Consider the following 15,314-nt stretch of genomic DNA (forward strand, 5'->3'; position numbering starts at 1 on the left):
GTTGGTCCTCCGTCGGGGGCGCATGCCCGTCGCGTTTCAGCTGTCATCTTCAAAATGGGTGCCGGAAATTTGGCGTGAATGGCCGCGAAACTGCGCAATGACACGCCTGTCCGTGCCGGTGACCACGACATCATAGATCCCGGATCGACCAGTGCGACTGACCTCGGTCGCTTGTGCCACCAGTGTTTCGCCCAGCTTTGCCGGGGCCAGATAGGTGATCGAATTGTGCTGGGCCACGACGCGGGTGTTGTAGCTGTTGCAGGCAAAGGCGAAGGCGCTGTCTGCGAGGGTAAAGATGAATCCGCCGTGGCAGATACCATGCCCGTTCGACATCTCGTCGCGCACGGTCATCGACATCTCGGCACGGCCCGGTGCGATCTGGTCCAGCGACATCCCCAATCCCTGCGAGGCCGGGTCATCGTCCCACATCACGCGGGCGGCGCGTTCTGCACGGTCTTGTGGCGTCATGTTCCCCCCTGAGCTATGCAAAGAGGATGCATAAAGCTGACCGTTCGGTCAATAGTGTTGTGGATCGGTCTCGCGTGACATCAAGCCAAACACGCGGCCCGCGTCCATCAGGCGTGCAAAGGCGATGGCACAGCGTTCTGTGCTTGGTTTGATTTTCAGTGAGTTAGGCCCAAATGGTAGCCCCGGTGCCGCTAACTGGGTGGGGGCTGTTATGTGCGGCACCGGGTGAGCTTTCGCTCGCTACATCATCACCTATCGCTGCCTAACGCGGCGTCAAAAGGGAATGGATGTGAAAACAAGTGTCAATATTTGCGGCCAAAGTTGGGCAGGGATTGATTTGTTAATCATAGAACGGCACTCTGAAAGGATGAACATGCAGCACATGACGCCGCGTTCGGGTCCTGGCAAGCCAGTCGATCAGGTCGTTTTCAACCGCACCGAGCTTGGCGCGATTATGGGGCTTTACGGGCGTATGGTCGCGGCCGGTGAATGGCGCGACTATGGCATGAGCTTCCTAAACGAGGTGGCCGTCTTTTCCGTATTCAGGCGCACGGCCGAACACCCGCTTTATCGGGTCGAAAAGCGCCCCAAGCTGCGCAACCGGCAGGGACAATATGCGGTGATCGGGATGGATGGTCGCATATTGAAACGTGGGGCTGATCTGCGCGCCGTGCTCAGGGTTTTGGAACGCAAGCTTATCCGGGCGGTGGACTGACCCCAGCCTGCAACCGCTAGAGGCGTTTTCGCGCAGTCACCGGCCCGTCGCCCTGCGCGGCAATGCGGGTGATCGCATCTTCAATATTTTCATAGGCGACAGCCATATGGTGCACGTTGGCGTGTATCATGCGGGCCTTGTCCACAACCATCGCGACATGACCTTTCCAGAACAAAAGATCTCCGCGCTCAAGCGGTGAACTTTCGGGAATGCTATGCCCCAGCGCGACTTGCATGTCGCTGTCTGCGGGGCACGAATGCCCGCCCGCCAGCAATGCCGTCTGGACAAGACCCGAACAGTCGATCCCCGCCCGTGAATTGCCGCCCCACAGATAGGGTGTGCCCAAGAACAGTTCGGCAATGGCGACGATGTCGTCGCAGACCTCACCGATTGGGGTTAGGTGAACCATCGGGATGAACGCGTCGCTATCCGTTCTGGCGAACCGTCCAGAGGTTCCGACAACGGTCACATGCGCCCCAAGCGACAGCGTGTCGGCCTCACGGCATTTGAAATCCGGCTCAGGGTATAAATGCGTTCCCAAGCTGTTGACCCGATGCGTGGCCGCGAAATCGTCGGTCAAGCTGGACAGTGCGACATAGCCGACATAGCCGTCGCGCTCTGCCTGGATGAACGCATGACCGTCCGAAGCATCCAGCTCCAGCACACGTTCGCCGAAAAGCGCTTGCCGATTGCGCGCGCCAAAAGGGCTGCGTAAAATGTCAGCGACGCTGGTTCCGACACGTCGCCAGCGCCCTTCGGTGAAGGCCGGGGCGTCCACCTTGCCGCGCAGGCTTTCGTGAGCGATCCGGGCGTTGGCGGGGGTCAGACGGGCATCCATCACAGGCCCAACAAATCTGGAAGGGCCGCCAGAAGCGCGCGCGCACCCATGCCAACACCACCTTTTGGCCGGGCTGGCGCCGCGGTCGGGTTCCAGCCATAGATGTCGAAATGCACATATCGCGGCGTGTCGGTCACAAACCGTCGCAGGAACAATGCAGCCGTGATCGAGCCTGCAAACCCGCCCTTCGGGGCGTTGTCCAGATCCGCGATACCAGGTTCGATCAACGCGTCATACGGGTCCCAGAATGGCAGCTCCCACACCGGGTCTGCTGCATTTCGCGCCCCCCCTCGGATTGCATCTGCATCTGCGTCACGGGTGGCATAGAAAGGCGACAGATCTGGGCCGACGGCCACGCGTGCAGCCCCCGTTAGGGTCGCCATCGAGATCAGCAGATCCGGCGTTTCCTCGTCCGCCAAGGCCAGCGCATCGGCCAAGACCAACCGGCCTTCGGCGTCGGTGTTGTTCACCTCTACGGTCAGTCCCTTGCGAGAGGTCAGAATATCGCCGGGGCGGAAGGCATTGCCGGCCACCGCATTTTCAACCGCCGGGATTAGCACGCGCAGCTGCAGCTTAAGGCCAAGCGACATGATCATCTGTGCAAGCCCCAGAACGGTCGCGGCCCCGCCCATGTCTTTCTTCATCAACCCCATCGAGGCACCGGGCTTCAGGTTCAGCCCGCCGGTATCAAAGCAGACCCCCTTGCCAACCAAGGTCAGGGTCGGACCCGTGTCGCCCCAGCGCATATCAATCAACCGTGGCGCGCGGCTGGCGGCGCGCCCGACGGCGTGGATCATCGGCAGGTTCTTATCCAACAAAGCCGCGTCCTTGGTGACCGTGACCGATGCACCGAAGCGCTGAGCCAGTGTGCCGATTGCCGCCTCAAGTTCGTCCGGGCCCAAGTCTTCGGTTGGAGTGTTGATCAAGTCACGGGTCAATGCCTCGGCAGAGGCGATGGCCTCAACCCGGCTGGCATCCACCCCGTCGGGGGCGACCAGCATGGCTTTGGGTGGCTTCTGGGCGGCGTAGCGGTCGAAACGATAGCCTTCAAGCAGCCAGCCCAAGGCCGCTTCTTCAAGGGCCAGGGCGTCAAGTGAATGCTGCAGCCGATAGGTGCCGCCGGGCAGCTTCGCCCTTGCGCCGGCCAGTCCGAACCGGGTGCGCGCGCGCGATTTTTCGTCCCCGTTTCCGATCAGCGCCAGTTCGGGACTGCCGCTGTCATCGTGCAGCACCAAAGCGGTGCCCAACGCACCCGAAAAGCCGTTTGCCGCAGCCCATTTGCGGGCCCGATTCGGCAAAGAGGCCAAAGCAGCGTCGTCGCTTTCATTGATCACGATAAGCGGGATCGCGTCGGGCGTGTCGGGTGCGAAAGTCAGGGTCATTTTTGCCTCGGGTCAATTGAGCTGACCCCAGACTAACGCCAATATACGCCGCCGCAAGGTCCAGAAGACCGGGCGCTCCATTGTCCCTAAAGTGACATGTCCTGAAGGTCCCAGACGGCGATCAAGCTGCGTTCGCCAATCCGTCCCAGCCGCGCAAGTGTCGCGCTGAAGCCGGCAACGTCGTTTCCCTGTGCCAGATCAAGCACATCGCGCGCCACACGCCCAAGACTGGTCATGCCGATCTTGTTGGCGATCGCAATCAGGTGACGGACCCCTTCGCACAGCAAATCTGTTTGACCGCGCGCGTTTGCCTTTTGCACACTCGCAAGCGCAACCGCCAAATCTTCGAGCGATTGATTGATTTCCTTGTCGGCGCGTGCTGGTCCCATTTGCACAAAAAGCGTTTCCAATTGCCCGCGATCCAATCGCACAGCTTCCACATGTTTCATTTTTACGATGTCAGACACCTGCTTACCCCTGAATTCAAACCCTCTGATTGAGGATTGTGACGTAACGGTCTCAAGAAATCGTATATCGATGCAGCAAAATTTTCTCGAATTTCACGGGATTGCAGCCTACATACGATGGAACGCCTACAGGAGGATCTTATGGAACGTGCGCAACCGCTGCCAACTTATCTTGCTCAACGCTATCAGGGCTGGAAAGCCACAGGATATGCAGAAAACAAAGCTTGGTATCGCCGCTTGGCAGAAGAAGGACAGCATCCGCGCGCCATGGTGATTTCGTGCTGTGATTCGCGCATTCATGTGACCGCCATTTTCGGCGCGGATCAGGGCGAGTTCTTTTTGCACCGCAATATCGCGAACCTCGTGCCGCCATATGCGCCGGACGGGGACTATCACGGAACATCGGCGGCAGTTGAATATGCTGTGAAGGCGCTGAAAGTGGCCCATCTGATCGTGCTGGGTCATTCGACCTGCGGCGGTGTGAAAGGGTTTCACGATATGTGCCACGGCCGCGCGCCTGAACTGGCCGAGAAAACTTCGTTCATTGGCCGCTGGATGGACATTCTGCGCCCCGGTTATGAACGTCTTGGCGGCAATGATGCCGAGATTGACGGCGCGATGCTGGAAAAAGAGGCCGTCAAGGTGTCAATGGACAACCTGATGACCTTCCCCTTCGTGCGCGACGCGGTTGAGGCTGAAAAGCTGTCCCTGCACGGGTTGTGGAACGATATTGGTGAAGGTGGACTGGAGTATTACGACGCCAAAACCGATTCCTTCCTGCCCGTCTAAGCAAAGGGTCGGCGGTTGTTTCGCGCTTTCCTTTCGCAACGCGTCGGAACGGCAATTGCCTTGTTCGCCCGGCTTGTTACGGCAGTGCGCGGGGTGTGGCACGGCGTGGATCCTGTGCCACATCAACGCATCTATTTTGCGAACCACACCTCGAATGGTGACTTCGTTCTGATCTGGACGGTTCTGCCCCCAGCCCTTCGCGCCCGGACCCGGCCCGTCGCCGGGTCGGATTACTGGCTGACGAACAAGTTGAAAACCTTCATTGGGCGCGAGGTCTTCAACGCCGTGTTGATCGACCGAAACCGTGACACACGCACCAATGACCCGGTCACACAGATGGTGTCCGCCCTTGATGATGGCGCCAGCCTGATCTTGTTTCCCGAAGGCACGCGCAACATGACCGATGAACCATTGTTGCCCTTCAAGCCCGGCCTTTTCCATCTGGCGCAGGCCCGATCCAAGGTCGAGCTTGTCCCGACATGGATCGAAAACCTGAACTCGGTGATGCCGAAGGGAAAGGTGATCCCGGTGCCTCTTTTGTGTTCCGTGACCTTCGGCGCCCCTCTTGAGGTTGTTGCAGGCGAAGACAAGGCCGCCTTTCTGGCGCGTGCCCAAGTGGCACTGGCCGAGCTTGCGCAGGAGGCCGCGCGATGATCGTCCATGCCGAATTCACCAAGCTGCTGACCGGCGTTTTTGCCATTTTGGTGGTCGCCACCGTGATCGGACAGATCCTGAATGCCCGCCTTGGCGCCGACAATAACGTGGTCGAAAACCTTGTCGCCCGGATCAACGCATGGTGGGGGATGGTTGTGCTGCTGGCGCTGGCGATGCTGGGCGGGCAGGCGGGCGTCGTGATCCTGTTCGCGCTGCTCAGCTTTGCGGGGCTGCGCGAGTTTCTGACGTTGACCGCCAAACGGCGTGCAGATCACTGGGCGCTGGTGGTCAGTTTCTTCGTGATCCTGCCGGTGCAATACGTGCTGATCTGGGTGGATTGGTATGGCATGTTCTCGGTCTTCATCCCGGTCTATGCCTTTCTTCTTCTACCCATCGTCATCGCCGTCCAAGGCGATACCGACGGATACCTGACCCGCGTCGCCGAAACCCAGTGGGGTCTGATGATCTGCGTGTTCGCGGCCAGCCACGTGCCCGCACTTCTGTCGCTGAATATCCCCGGATATGAAGGCAAGAACGTGCTTCTGGTCGCCTTCCTTGTGGTCGTGGTGCAGCTGTCGGATGTGCTGCAATATGTCTGGGGCAAGCTCATCGGTCGCCACAAGATCGCGCCGCACCTGTCACCCTCTAAAACGTGGGAGGGGTTTGTGGGCGGGGTCGCCAGCGCTTCGGCCGTCGGGGCGGGGCTTTGGTGGATGACCCCCTTCACCCCGCTCGAGGCCGCTGGTCTGGCCTTGGTCATTACGCTGATGGGGTTCTTTGGCGGGCTTGTGATGTCCGCCATCAAACGCGACAAGGGTGTGAAGGACTGGGGCCACCTGATCGCAGGGCATGGTGGGTTCATTGATCGGCTGGATAGCGTGGTCTTCTCTGCCCCGGTCTTCTTTCATCTGACCCGCTATTTCTGGTCGGTCGCCTAATCGGAAAGCAACGTCGCATGACACAACGTCGACCCATCGCAAGCCGCGACCGAAAATGGGCGCAACGCATCGCCGGCGCGCTGGCTGCCCGTGCTGCAACGCCAAACCAGATCAGCCAAGCCTCGTTACTGTTTGCTGCACTGGCCGGGGCCGCGTTCTGGCTGTCGGGTGGCGTGTCTCCGGTGTGGCTGGTGGTCGCTGCACTGGCGGTGCAGGGGCGACTGTTGTGCAACCTGTTCGACGGCATGGTCGCAGTCGAAGGTGGGCGCGCGGAACCGGATGGGCCATTTTGGAACGAAGCGCCTGACCGTTTCGCCGATATCGTGATCCTGGTTGGTATGGGCTTGGGGGCAGGCACGCCCGCGCTGGGCTGGGCGGCGGCGACGATGGCGGTTTTGACGGCCTACACGCGCGAAACGGGCGCAGCGCAGTCGTTGGCGCCAGATTTCAGCGGCCCAATGGCAAAGCCGCACCGCATGGCTTTGGCGACCGGGGCGGCTGTCGTCGCGCTGTTCGTGCCTGTGATTTTCAGCGTGCCAACCATTGCGCTTGCGCTTTGGGTGATCGCGCTTGGGGCGATGGCTACGACACTGCGACGCAGCATGAACATGATTACAAACCTAAAATCGCGCTGACCCGTTTTCCGTGCTATGGTTAATGAATTGGAGTGTAGGGAGTGTGCGATGAAATTCATTTTTAGCGCAATAAAGGGCTTTGTTCTGTTAACTCTTGCTATGTTCGCACTGGCGTTTTTTCTGCCGGACGAAGTAACGGTCAGCAGGTCAACCGTGGTGTCGATCGAACCAGAAGAAGTCTTTCCCTATGTTAACTCGATGCAATCCGGGGAAGCCTGGTCGCCATGGCTGGCCCGGGATCCGGATATCCAGATGACATATGAGGGGCCGGTGGAAGGTGTTGGGAACACCCTGCGTTGGACCTCGGACCATCCGGATGTCGGCAGCGGCATGCAAGTCATCACCGAAAGCATCCCCTCTGAACGGGTTGTGATGGGATTGGATTTTGGCGGGCAAGGGCTTGCCACCGCCACGTTCGACCTTGAGCCCATCGACGGGGGAACCGAAGTGACGTGGAGCTTGAATACCGAGCTTGGCTACAACCCGGTTGCCCGTTGGATGGGGTTAATGTTCGATGGCTGGATCGGCCCTGATTTCGAAGCTGGTCTGGCAAATTTGAAGACGTTGGTTGAAGGCGGGTGAAGCGGCTTGGATGGCCGTTCTATGGACTTTTCAGTCGATGAATATCGACAAGAAAGTCGTCTTACATCACCCAGTATCTAAGTCTTATCACCATCGCTCTTCGACTTAGCAATTTCTTCAAGCGCGTCCGCAATGCGCGCTTGTTCTCTGGATTTTCTCTTACTTGAGCGTCTTATAAGCCAAGTCGGCAAACCGATAATCAACACCAACAAAAACAATCCTGGTAAACCAATGTTTTTGAGCATCTTGCTTGACCTTTGTGTGAATTAGACATCGTTGATCAATCTATGCAGAGGCTAAAGGAAACCTCAAGGTCAACTTTTGGTTGTTCTTGAGGTTTGTACAATGGACTCCCATCAAGCACACAAAAGCCCCCGTCAATAGACGAGGGCTTTGGCAGTCAAATCAAAAGCGTTAATCAGCCCTTCTTCAAAACCTCACGGCCCAGAAGTTCGGCGATCTGAACGGCGTTCAGCGCAGCCCCTTTGCGCAGGTTGTCTGACACACACCACAGGTTCAGGCCGTTTTCCACGGTCACGTCCTGACGGATGCGGCTGACGAAGGTGGCATAGTCGCCGACGCATTCCACCGGCGTGACATAGCCGCCATTTTCGCGCTTATCGACGACCAGAATGCCCGGAGATTCACGCAGAATGTCGCGGGCTTCGTCTTCGTCCAGAAACTCCTCGGTCTCGATGTTCACCGATTCCGAGTGGCCGACGAAAACCGGGACGCGCACGCAGGTGGCGGTCACCTTGATCGACGGGTCGACGATCTTCTTCGTCTCGGCGACCATTTTCCATTCTTCTTTCGTGTCGCCGCTGTCCATAAAGACATCAATATGCGGGATCACGTTGAAGGCGATTTGCTTGGGGTAAACCGAAGGCTCGACTTCCTGACCCGGCACATACATGCCCTTGGTCTGGTTCCACAGCTCGTCAATCGCGTCTTTGCCCGAGCCGGACACCGACTGATAGGTCGACACGACAACCCGCTTGATCTTGGCGCGGTCATGCAACGGCTTCAGCGCCACAACCATCTGCGCGGTCGAGCAGTTGGGGTTCGCGATGATGTTCTTCTTGGCATACCCGTGGATCGCCTGTGGGTTCACCTCGGGCACGATCAGCGGAATGTCGGCGTCGTAGCGATAGAGCGACGAGTTGTCGATGACCACACAACCGGCCTTTGCCGCCTTGGGGGCGTATTGCTTGGTGGCCTCGGACCCGACGGCGAACAGGGCTATATCCCAACCAGTGAAATCGAACGTGTCGAGGTCTTTGGTCTTAAGGGTGGTATCGCCAAAGCTGACTTCGGTGCCGAGCGACCGGCGCGACGCAAGCGCGACAATCTCGTCCACAGGAAACTGGCGCTCTGCCAGAATGTTCAGCATCTCGCGGCCCACGTTCCCCGTGGCACCAACGACAGCGATTTTATAGCCCATCACGGCCTCCTCTAATATCTATGGCCCGCCCGCCTTGATGTAAGACTCGGCTGGACCGAGGGCGTCCATAGCGCAATTGCCGCGATTGCGAAAGGTTCTAGCACGCAGTTGCAGCGTTTTATCATTGACTTGGCCGCTTCATGCTGTGATACGGGCACAAATCTGTCCGGCTGACGCGTGAGCAGCCCGCCCCTTTATGCGGCAGACAGAAACCCAAGGCGCATACCGCGCCTGACACAAGTTCCCAAATCACGCGGGGTTCTGACGGCCAGATCGGCGGGCAGGAAACTGTATAGGGCACTCGGCCCACCGCGAGCATCAGCCGCTAACCGAAGCGATGGGGCGCTTGCCCCCAAACCCGCGTGATAGCGGTGTGCTAGCGTGCATGCCAGAAAGACGATAATGACAAAATTTGCAGAGCTCGGGCTTGACCCGAAGCTGGTCACAACCGTGACCGAAGCCGGATATGAAACGCCGACACCCATCCAGATCAAAGCGATCCCGCTGGTCCTTGAAGGCCGCGATGTGATGGGTCTGGCCCAGACCGGCACCGGAAAGACGGCGGCCTTTGGCCTGCCTTTGATCCACCAACTTTTGGGCAATCATGACAAGCGCGAACCGAAATCGGTTAAGGCGCTGATCCTTGCCCCCACACGCGAACTGGTGAACCAGATCGCAGTGAACCTGCACGACTATGTAAACGGCACCCACTTGAAAGTCCGCACCGTGGTGGGCGGCATGTCGATCAAGAAGCAGATCAACACGCTGGCCCCGGGCATCGATATTCTAGTAGCCACTCCCGGTCGTTTGATTGACCTGATGGACCGCAAAGCGATCCGTATGGACACGGCGAAGTTCCTTGTCCTCGACGAAGCTGATCAGATGCTTGACATGGGGTTCATTCATGCGCTGCGCCGGATTGCGCCCGAACTGGGCACTCCGCGTCAGACGATGCTGTTTTCGGCCACCATGCCAAAGCAGATGGAAGAACTGTCGCGCGCCTATCTGACCAACCCGGCCAAGGTGCAGGTGTCACCTCCGGGCAAAGCGGCCGATAAGGTGACGCAGGGCATTTATTACTCGCCCGGTCGCAATGAAAAGATCACGCTGCTGATTGACCTTTTGGGCCATGACGCAGACTCGCTGTCGCTGGTGTTTTCGCGCACCAAGCACGGGGCCGAAAAGCTGATGAAAACGCTCGTTGCGGAAGGCTTCAAAGCCGTTTCGATTCACGGCAACAAAAGCCAGGGGCAACGTGATCGTGCGCTGGCCGCGTTCCGGTCGGGTGAAGCACGTGTTCTGGTTGCCACCGATGTGGCTGCCCGTGGCATCGACATTCCGGGCGTCAGCCACGTCTACAATTTCGACCTGCCCGAGGTTGCCGAAAACTACGTGCACCGCATTGGCCGGACGGCCCGTGCGGGCGCTGGTGGCGATGCGATTTCCTTCGTGTCAGGTGTCGAACTTGGCCTGCTGCGTGACATCGAAAAGGTGATGAAGATCGACATCCCGATCCTTGGCGGAACGCGTCCGGCCGAAGAAAAACGCCCGACCCGCAATCAGGGTGGCGGCGGCGGTCGTCGCGGTGGTGGCGGTGGCGGCGGCGGGCGTAAACCCCGCGCCCATGGCGGAGGTGATACGCGGTCTGGTCAATCGGCTGGCCGAGGCGCCCCCAAACCCGCCAACAGCTCAAAGCGTCGCCGCCCGCGTCGTGGTGCGAAATCGGCTTAGTCTGTGCGATCTTCGCTGAGAAGATAGAGCAGACAGCCGATCAGCCCCGGCACAGCAAAAAACAGGAACACGGCCTGATAGGGGGCCGTGACCGCGACGTCGGGCCCTTGTGCCGCACGGAACACACTGGCCGAGCTGTATTGGAAAATCCCGACGCCGCCGATCCCGAACATATTCATCAGCGTCACGCCGCGCCCGACAAGATGCGGCGGATAGAAGCTGCGCCCATGCGCCATGATCAAAGGGAAGCTCGCGCCGAACAGCCCGATGGCCGCCATGGTCAGCGACACCTGCCAAACGCCAGCGCCGGGGACGGCCCATAGTAAGAAGACCAATCCGACCGCGATCATGTTGCCGACAAAGATCACCCATTTTCGCGTGCCAAAGATTCGGTCCAACGGGCCATAGGCGAAACTGCCGATGACCATCGCCAAGGCAATCGCCATTGTGGCCCAGCCAATGCCGGTGGTGTCCAGACCATAGACATCACGCAGATAGGGCCCCGCCCAACTGCCCCTTAACCCGGCGGCGGCGGTATAGTTCACGAACATGATCGGAAAAATCGCCCACAGTGCGGGCATTTTCAGCAAGTCCAGAACCGATCCTTTCGGCGTGCCTTCTTTGGCGACCAGCTTTGGTGGGTTGTCGACCGCCAGCATAATCAATGCGGCCACCACAAGCGTCACCGCCGACAAGGCCCAAAGACAAGCGCGCCAGCCAAATTGCTCGACCGCCAGCGCCATTGGTAATGCACCTGCGATATTGCCCAGTGACCCGATGCCAATCACCATGCCGGCCAAAGTGCCGAAGACCGCAGGGGAATACATGCGCGCAAAGATGAAATAGCTCGCCATCAGAACCGGCGAACAACCGATCCCGATCAGGACCATCGCACAAAGGATGTGATCGGGCGTGGTGGCCACCGCGAAAAGCGCGGCACCTCCGGCACCGCCGAGCGCCAACAGCGCAGCCGCCACTTTGCGCGGCCCGATATTGTCCAAGCCCCAGCCCACCGGAAGCTGCATCAACGCAAACACCAGAAACCAAGCCCCCGAAGCGCGGGCCAGATCCTCAGGCGAGGCACCCAGATCGGCCTTCAGCGCAGGCGTCATCACCGCCAAAAAGGCGCGATAGAACTGGCTCAGCACATAAGCGATAATCAGGGTGGCGATACCAAGCCGCATCGGCTCCTCCTAAAGACAACACGGCCACAAGATATGGCCGCGTGTCAAAAAGCAAGCAGAGAGGTCTTGCGGCGAACGGCTGATCAGCCGCCCCGCACCGTGTCGATCATCAACTGCACGTTTTCCGGGTCTGCATCGGGTGTGATCCCATGGCCAAGGTTGAAAATATGGGGGCCGTTTCTAAACGCCTCGACGACTTTCCGGGTCTCGTCAACCAGCGCCTGACCGCCCGTGACCATGTGGCTTGAGGCAAGGTTGCCCTGCACACAGCCATCGACCTGCACATGCTTGGCGGCCCAGTCCGGGCTGACCGAGTTGTCGATCGCCACACAATCCACACCGGTCGCCTTGGCAAAGCCGATATAGCCGTCGCCCGCTTCGCGCGGGAAGCCGATGACGGGAATGCCGGGGTGACGCTTTTTCAGGGCTTGCGTGATCAGGCGGGCGGGCTCGACCGCGTATTTCTGGAAATCGGCGCTGTTCAGCGACCCAGCCCAGCTGTCAAACAGCTTGACCACCTCGGCACCGGCGTCGATCTGCATCGACAGGTATTCGATGGTCGCCTCGGTCAATCGGTCCATCAGCGCGTCGAACACCGCAGGATTCTCAGCTTTCAAGGCATGCGCCGGACCTTGGTCCTTGGTGCCCTGGCCTGCGATCATATAGGTCGCGACCGTCCACGGCATCCCGGCAAAACCGATCAGGGTGGTCTCGTCGGGCAACTCGCTGCGCAGAATGCGGACCGTTTCGTAGATCGGGTTTAGCGTCTTGTGGATGTCATCCTTGCCCAACAGCTTGTCGAAATCGGCTTGGCTGGTGATCGTGGACAGGCGCGGGCCTTCGCCGGTGACGAACCACAGATCTGCGCCAAGCGCCTGTGGCACCAAAAGGATGTCGGCAAACAGGATCGCGGCATCAAATCCGTAACGGCGAATGGGTTGCAGCGTGACCTCGGCGGCCAGTTCGGGGTTATAGCACAGCTTGAGGAAATCGCCTGCTTGCGCCCGGGTGGCGCGATATTCGGGCAGATACCGCCCCGCCTGACGCATCATCCAGATCGGTGGCGTGGGAAGTGTTTCGCCCGCCAGTGCGCGCAGAATGGTTTTTTGCTGGGACATGATGGCGGGCCTTTCCTGACTGCGTTTGAGCCGTCGTCCCTCACACGCGACAGGATGTCAAGCGTGCGGGGTGCCGCAGGCATGGACAGCCCCGATCTTCCGGCGTAAATGGAGTGCATGACACATGCATATCCGACCCCCGACGCCCCGCTGAAAATCGGCACCCGTGGCAGCCCGCTGGCGCTGGCGCAGGCCTATGAAACCCGCCGCCGCCTGATGGCCGCCTTTGACCTGCCGGAAGCCGCGTTTGAGGTGGTGGTCATCCACACCACCGGCGATGATCGTGCGCTGATCGACGCGGACCGCCCGTTGAAAGAGATTGGCAACAAAGGCCTGTTCACCAAGGAGATTGAAGAGGCGATGCTGGATGGCCGCATCGACATCGCCGTGCACTCGATGAAGGACATGCCGACCGAACAGCCCGAGGGTTTGGTGCTGGACTGCAACCTGCCGCGTGAAGACACGCGCGATGCGTTCGTGTCGATCAATTACCGCTCGATCAGTGATCTTCCCAAGGGTGCCGTTGTCGGCACCTCGTCCTTGCGCCGCAAAGCCCAGCTTCTGAACCGTCGCCCCGATCTTGAGGTTGTCGAGTTTCGCGGCAACGTCCAGACCCGCCTGAAGAAACTGGAAGATGGGGTGGCCGAGGCGACCTTCCTTGCGATGGCTGGCTTGAACCGTTTGGGCATGGATGGCGTGCCGAAAACCGCCATTCCGACTAACGAGATGCTGAATGCAGTCGCCCAAGGCGCCATTGGGATCGAGCGCCGTGCCGACGACATGCGCGCCAAAGAGATGCTGGATGCCATCCACGACGCGGAAACCGGCCAGAGGCTGGCGGCTGAACGCGCGTTTCTGGGCGCATTGGACGGGTCTTGCGAGACCCCGATTGCCGCCCTTGCCACTCTGGATGGCGACACGTTGACCCTGCGCGGGGAAATCCTGCGCACCGACGGGTCAGAGGCTGAATCGGATCAGATGTCGGGGCCTGTATCAGACGGACCCGCGCTTGGCATCAAGCTGGCCGAAGAGCTTTTGTCGCGGGTTGGCGACGATTTCTTCGACTGGAAGTAACGTCTTTGCCCGGCGCTTACGCCGGGCAAGATTGACCTTCTGATCAGATGCGTTCGATGGCCAGCGCGATGCCCTGACCGCCGCCGATGCACATGGTGATCAGCGCTTTCGACCCACCAATACGCTCCAGCTCATACAGTGCCTTGATCGTGATGATCGCGCCGGTTGCCCCGACGGGGTGTCCCAACGCAATTGCGCCGCCGTTCGGGTTCACCTTGGCCGGGTCCAGCCCCAAACCTTTGTTCACGGCGATGGCCTGCGCGGCGAACGCCTCGTTTGATTCGATCACATCGAAATCCGCGACACTCAGCCCGGTTTTCGCCAGAAGGTTTTCGACCGCAGGCACAGGGCCGATGCCCATGACCTCGGGCCGCACGCCTGCATGGCCATAGCCGATGATGCGGGCCATGGGCTTCAGGCCTGCCTTTTCGCCGGCATCTGCACGGGCCAACACCAAGGCGGCCGCGCCGTCATTGATGCCCGAGGCATTGCCCGCCGTGACGCTCCCATCCTTCTGGAACACGGTGCGTAAACCGGCCAAAGCCTCGGCTGTCGTGGGCTTCGGATGCTCATCGCGGGTAAATTCCACCGTTTCGCGGCGCTGTTTGACCTCGATCGGGACGATCTGGCTGTCGAAATGGCCGGCTTCGATGGCGGCGGCGGCACGTTTCTGGCTTTCCAGCGCAAAGGCATCCTGATCTGCGCGGCTGACATCATGCTCGGCCGCGACGTTTTCGGCGGTCACACCCATATGCCCGGTGCCAAACGGGCAGTTCAGCGCGCCCAGCATCATGTCCTGTGCGCCGGTGTCGCCCATCTTCTGACCCCAACGGGCTTGCGGCAAGATATAGGGCGCGCGGCTCATGCTTTCGGCGCCACCTGCGACGCCAAAGTCCGCGTCCCCCAGCATCAGCGATTGTGCGACAGACACCACCGCCTGAAGCCCGGACCCGCACAGGCGGTTCACGTTCATTGCGGGCGTGGAGTCGGGGATGCCAGCCTCGATCATGGCGACGCGCGAAAGATACATATCGCGCGGTTCGGTGTTGATGACGTGGCCAAAGGCTACGTGGCCGATCTGGCCCGGCTCGACGCCCGCGCGGGCCATCGCCTCAAGCGTGACAGCGGCACCCAGCGCGCTGGGCGGAGTCGCGGCAAGGCTGCCGCCAAAGGTGCCAATTGCGGTGCGTGCGCCGCCAAGAATTACAATGTCGGACATGGTAAGCTCCTTTAAACCGTTTGAGTTTAGGATGGCATGGGCGTTGCGGGCTGTCGCCCGTGACGCACCGTCAGATCCC

17 protein-coding genes are annotated in these 15,314 nt (G+C 59.9%); 8 read left to right on the forward strand and 9 right to left on the reverse strand.

Annotation, left to right across the window (positions count from 1 at the left end; all coding sequences use genetic code 11):
* Positions 1–36 precede the first annotated feature (36 nt).
* On the reverse strand, positions 37–468 hold the full coding sequence (paaI, locus tag ACXYMP_RS03900) for a hydroxyphenylacetyl-CoA thioesterase PaaI (protein ID WP_458904463.1): 432 nt from the start codon (positions 466–468) through the stop codon (positions 37–39).
* A 373-nt stretch (positions 469–841) separates the two neighbouring features.
* On the opposite strand from paaI, the gene ACXYMP_RS03905 reads away from it, so the two are divergent.
* Entirely contained in the window at positions 842–1,183 is a 342-nt protein-coding gene (locus tag ACXYMP_RS03905; protein ID WP_458904465.1) for a DUF2794 domain-containing protein, read from the forward strand.
* A 16-nt stretch (positions 1,184–1,199) separates the two neighbouring features.
* On the opposite strand, the gene ACXYMP_RS03910 is transcribed toward ACXYMP_RS03905, so the two are convergent.
* The 3 genes from ACXYMP_RS03910 to ACXYMP_RS03920 form a co-directional block, all read right to left on the reverse strand.
* The gene (locus ACXYMP_RS03910; protein ID WP_298568530.1) at positions 1,200–2,021 is read right to left on the reverse strand and encodes a C40 family peptidase; all 822 of its coding nucleotides are present in this window, start codon (positions 2,019–2,021) and stop codon (positions 1,200–1,202) included.
* Positions 2,021–3,403, reverse strand: a complete 1,383-nt coding sequence (locus ACXYMP_RS03915) for a leucyl aminopeptidase family protein (protein ID WP_458904467.1) — start codon at positions 3,401–3,403, stop codon at positions 2,021–2,023. The genes ACXYMP_RS03910 and ACXYMP_RS03915 overlap by 1 nt, the downstream gene beginning before the upstream one ends.
* Before the next feature lie 86 nt (positions 3,404–3,489).
* Positions 3,490–3,870, reverse strand: coding sequence for a hypothetical protein (locus ACXYMP_RS03920; RefSeq protein WP_458904469.1), 381 nt, complete (start codon positions 3,868–3,870; stop codon positions 3,490–3,492).
* 141 nt (positions 3,871–4,011) lie between these two features.
* Between ACXYMP_RS03920 and ACXYMP_RS03925 the strand changes: the two genes are divergently transcribed.
* The 5 genes from ACXYMP_RS03925 to ACXYMP_RS03945 are packed head-to-tail and all read left to right on the forward strand — an operon-like array spanning position 4,012 to position 7,468.
* Complete coding sequence (locus ACXYMP_RS03925; RefSeq protein WP_298568524.1) at positions 4,012–4,659, forward strand: carbonic anhydrase; 648 nt, start codon at positions 4,012–4,014, stop codon at positions 4,657–4,659.
* A gap of 15 nt (positions 4,660–4,674) precedes the next feature.
* Positions 4,675–5,313, forward strand: coding sequence for a lysophospholipid acyltransferase family protein (locus ACXYMP_RS03930; RefSeq protein WP_298568523.1), 639 nt, complete (start codon positions 4,675–4,677; stop codon positions 5,311–5,313).
* Positions 5,310–6,251 (forward strand): phosphatidate cytidylyltransferase, encoded by a 942-nt coding sequence (locus ACXYMP_RS03935; protein ID WP_458904472.1) that lies wholly within the window; start codon positions 5,310–5,312, stop codon positions 6,249–6,251. Before ACXYMP_RS03930 ends, ACXYMP_RS03935 begins: the two co-directional genes overlap by 4 nt.
* 17 nt (positions 6,252–6,268) lie before the next feature.
* On the forward strand, positions 6,269–6,886 hold the full coding sequence (locus tag ACXYMP_RS03940) for a CDP-alcohol phosphatidyltransferase family protein (RefSeq protein ID WP_458904474.1): 618 nt from the start codon (positions 6,269–6,271) through the stop codon (positions 6,884–6,886).
* Positions 6,887–6,934: 48 nt separating this feature from the next.
* Positions 6,935–7,468 carry an SRPBCC family protein gene (locus tag ACXYMP_RS03945; RefSeq protein WP_298568515.1) on the forward strand — a complete coding sequence of 178 codons (534 nt, stop codon included), beginning with the start codon at positions 6,935–6,937 and terminating at the stop codon, positions 7,466–7,468.
* Between the two features lie 77 nt (positions 7,469–7,545).
* Here ACXYMP_RS03945 and ACXYMP_RS03950 read toward each other — a convergent pair whose 3' ends face one another.
* On the reverse strand, positions 7,546–7,713 hold the full coding sequence (locus ACXYMP_RS03950; protein ID WP_458904476.1) for a hypothetical protein: 168 nt from the start codon (positions 7,711–7,713) through the stop codon (positions 7,546–7,548).
* A gap of 173 nt (positions 7,714–7,886) precedes the next feature.
* Positions 7,887–8,909, reverse strand: a complete 1,023-nt coding sequence (locus ACXYMP_RS03955) for an aspartate-semialdehyde dehydrogenase (protein ID WP_298568512.1) — start codon at positions 8,907–8,909, stop codon at positions 7,887–7,889.
* A gap of 402 nt (positions 8,910–9,311) precedes the next feature.
* On the opposite strand from ACXYMP_RS03955, the gene ACXYMP_RS03960 reads away from it, so the two are divergent.
* Positions 9,312–10,640 (forward strand): DEAD/DEAH box helicase, encoded by a 1,329-nt coding sequence (locus ACXYMP_RS03960; protein ID WP_458904478.1) that lies wholly within the window; start codon positions 9,312–9,314, stop codon positions 10,638–10,640.
* Here ACXYMP_RS03960 and ACXYMP_RS03965 read toward each other — a convergent pair.
* The gene (locus ACXYMP_RS03965) at positions 10,637–11,824 is read right to left on the reverse strand and encodes an MFS transporter (RefSeq protein WP_458904480.1); all 1,188 of its coding nucleotides are present in this window, start codon (positions 11,822–11,824) and stop codon (positions 10,637–10,639) included. The genes ACXYMP_RS03960 and ACXYMP_RS03965 overlap by 4 nt on opposite strands.
* An 83-nt stretch (positions 11,825–11,907) precedes the next feature.
* Positions 11,908–12,942, reverse strand: a complete 1,035-nt coding sequence (gene hemE / locus ACXYMP_RS03970) for a uroporphyrinogen decarboxylase (protein WP_458904482.1) — start codon at positions 12,940–12,942, stop codon at positions 11,908–11,910.
* A 117-nt stretch (positions 12,943–13,059) separates the two neighbouring features.
* Here hemE and hemC point away from each other — a divergent pair, with 117 nt between their 5' ends.
* Positions 13,060–14,016 (forward strand): hydroxymethylbilane synthase, encoded by a 957-nt coding sequence (gene hemC / locus ACXYMP_RS03975; RefSeq protein ID WP_298568501.1) that lies wholly within the window; start codon positions 13,060–13,062, stop codon positions 14,014–14,016.
* A gap of 43 nt (positions 14,017–14,059) precedes the next feature.
* On the opposite strand, the gene ACXYMP_RS03980 is transcribed toward hemC, so the two are convergent.
* Positions 14,060–15,235, reverse strand: coding sequence for an acetyl-CoA C-acyltransferase family protein (locus tag ACXYMP_RS03980; RefSeq protein ID WP_458904485.1), 1,176 nt, complete (start codon positions 15,233–15,235; stop codon positions 14,060–14,062).
* Between the last annotated feature and the right edge of the window lie 79 nt (positions 15,236–15,314).

Source organism: Aliiroseovarius sp. CAU 1755 (genome assembly GCF_054482655.1).

Excerpts from the sequence above, each read along its gene's own strand:
- ACXYMP_RS03945 (WP_298568515.1), top strand. The coding sequence starts at position 6,935 with ATGAAATTCATTTTTAGCGCAATAAAGGGCTTTGTTCTGTTAACTCTT.
- ACXYMP_RS03905 (WP_458904465.1), top strand. The coding sequence starts at position 842 with ATGCAGCACATGACGCCGCGTTCGGGTCCTGGCAAGCCAGTCGATCAG.
- ACXYMP_RS03980 (WP_458904485.1), bottom strand. The coding sequence starts at position 15,235 with ATGTCCGACATTGTAATTCTTGGCGGCGCACGCACCGCAATTGGCACC.
- paaI (WP_458904463.1), bottom strand. The coding sequence starts at position 468 with ATGACGCCACAAGACCGTGCAGAACGCGCCGCCCGCGTGATGTGGGAC.
- ACXYMP_RS03965 (WP_458904480.1), bottom strand. The coding sequence starts at position 11,824 with ATGCGGCTTGGTATCGCCACCCTGATTATCGCTTATGTGCTGAGCCAG.
- ACXYMP_RS03915 (WP_458904467.1), bottom strand. The coding sequence starts at position 3,403 with ATGACCCTGACTTTCGCACCCGACACGCCCGACGCGATCCCGCTTATC.
- ACXYMP_RS03910 (WP_298568530.1), bottom strand. The coding sequence starts at position 2,021 with ATGGATGCCCGTCTGACCCCCGCCAACGCCCGGATCGCTCACGAAAGC.
- hemE (WP_458904482.1), bottom strand. The coding sequence starts at position 12,942 with ATGTCCCAGCAAAAAACCATTCTGCGCGCACTGGCGGGCGAAACACTT.
- hemC (WP_298568501.1), top strand. The coding sequence starts at position 13,060 with ATGACACATGCATATCCGACCCCCGACGCCCCGCTGAAAATCGGCACC.
- ACXYMP_RS03935 (WP_458904472.1), top strand. The coding sequence starts at position 5,310 with ATGATCGTCCATGCCGAATTCACCAAGCTGCTGACCGGCGTTTTTGCC.
- ACXYMP_RS03950 (WP_458904476.1), bottom strand. The coding sequence starts at position 7,713 with ATGCTCAAAAACATTGGTTTACCAGGATTGTTTTTGTTGGTGTTGATT.
- ACXYMP_RS03960 (WP_458904478.1), top strand. The coding sequence starts at position 9,312 with ATGACAAAATTTGCAGAGCTCGGGCTTGACCCGAAGCTGGTCACAACC.
- ACXYMP_RS03955 (WP_298568512.1), bottom strand. The coding sequence starts at position 8,909 with ATGGGCTATAAAATCGCTGTCGTTGGTGCCACGGGGAACGTGGGCCGC.
- ACXYMP_RS03925 (WP_298568524.1), top strand. The coding sequence starts at position 4,012 with ATGGAACGTGCGCAACCGCTGCCAACTTATCTTGCTCAACGCTATCAG.
- ACXYMP_RS03940 (WP_458904474.1), top strand. The coding sequence starts at position 6,269 with ATGACACAACGTCGACCCATCGCAAGCCGCGACCGAAAATGGGCGCAA.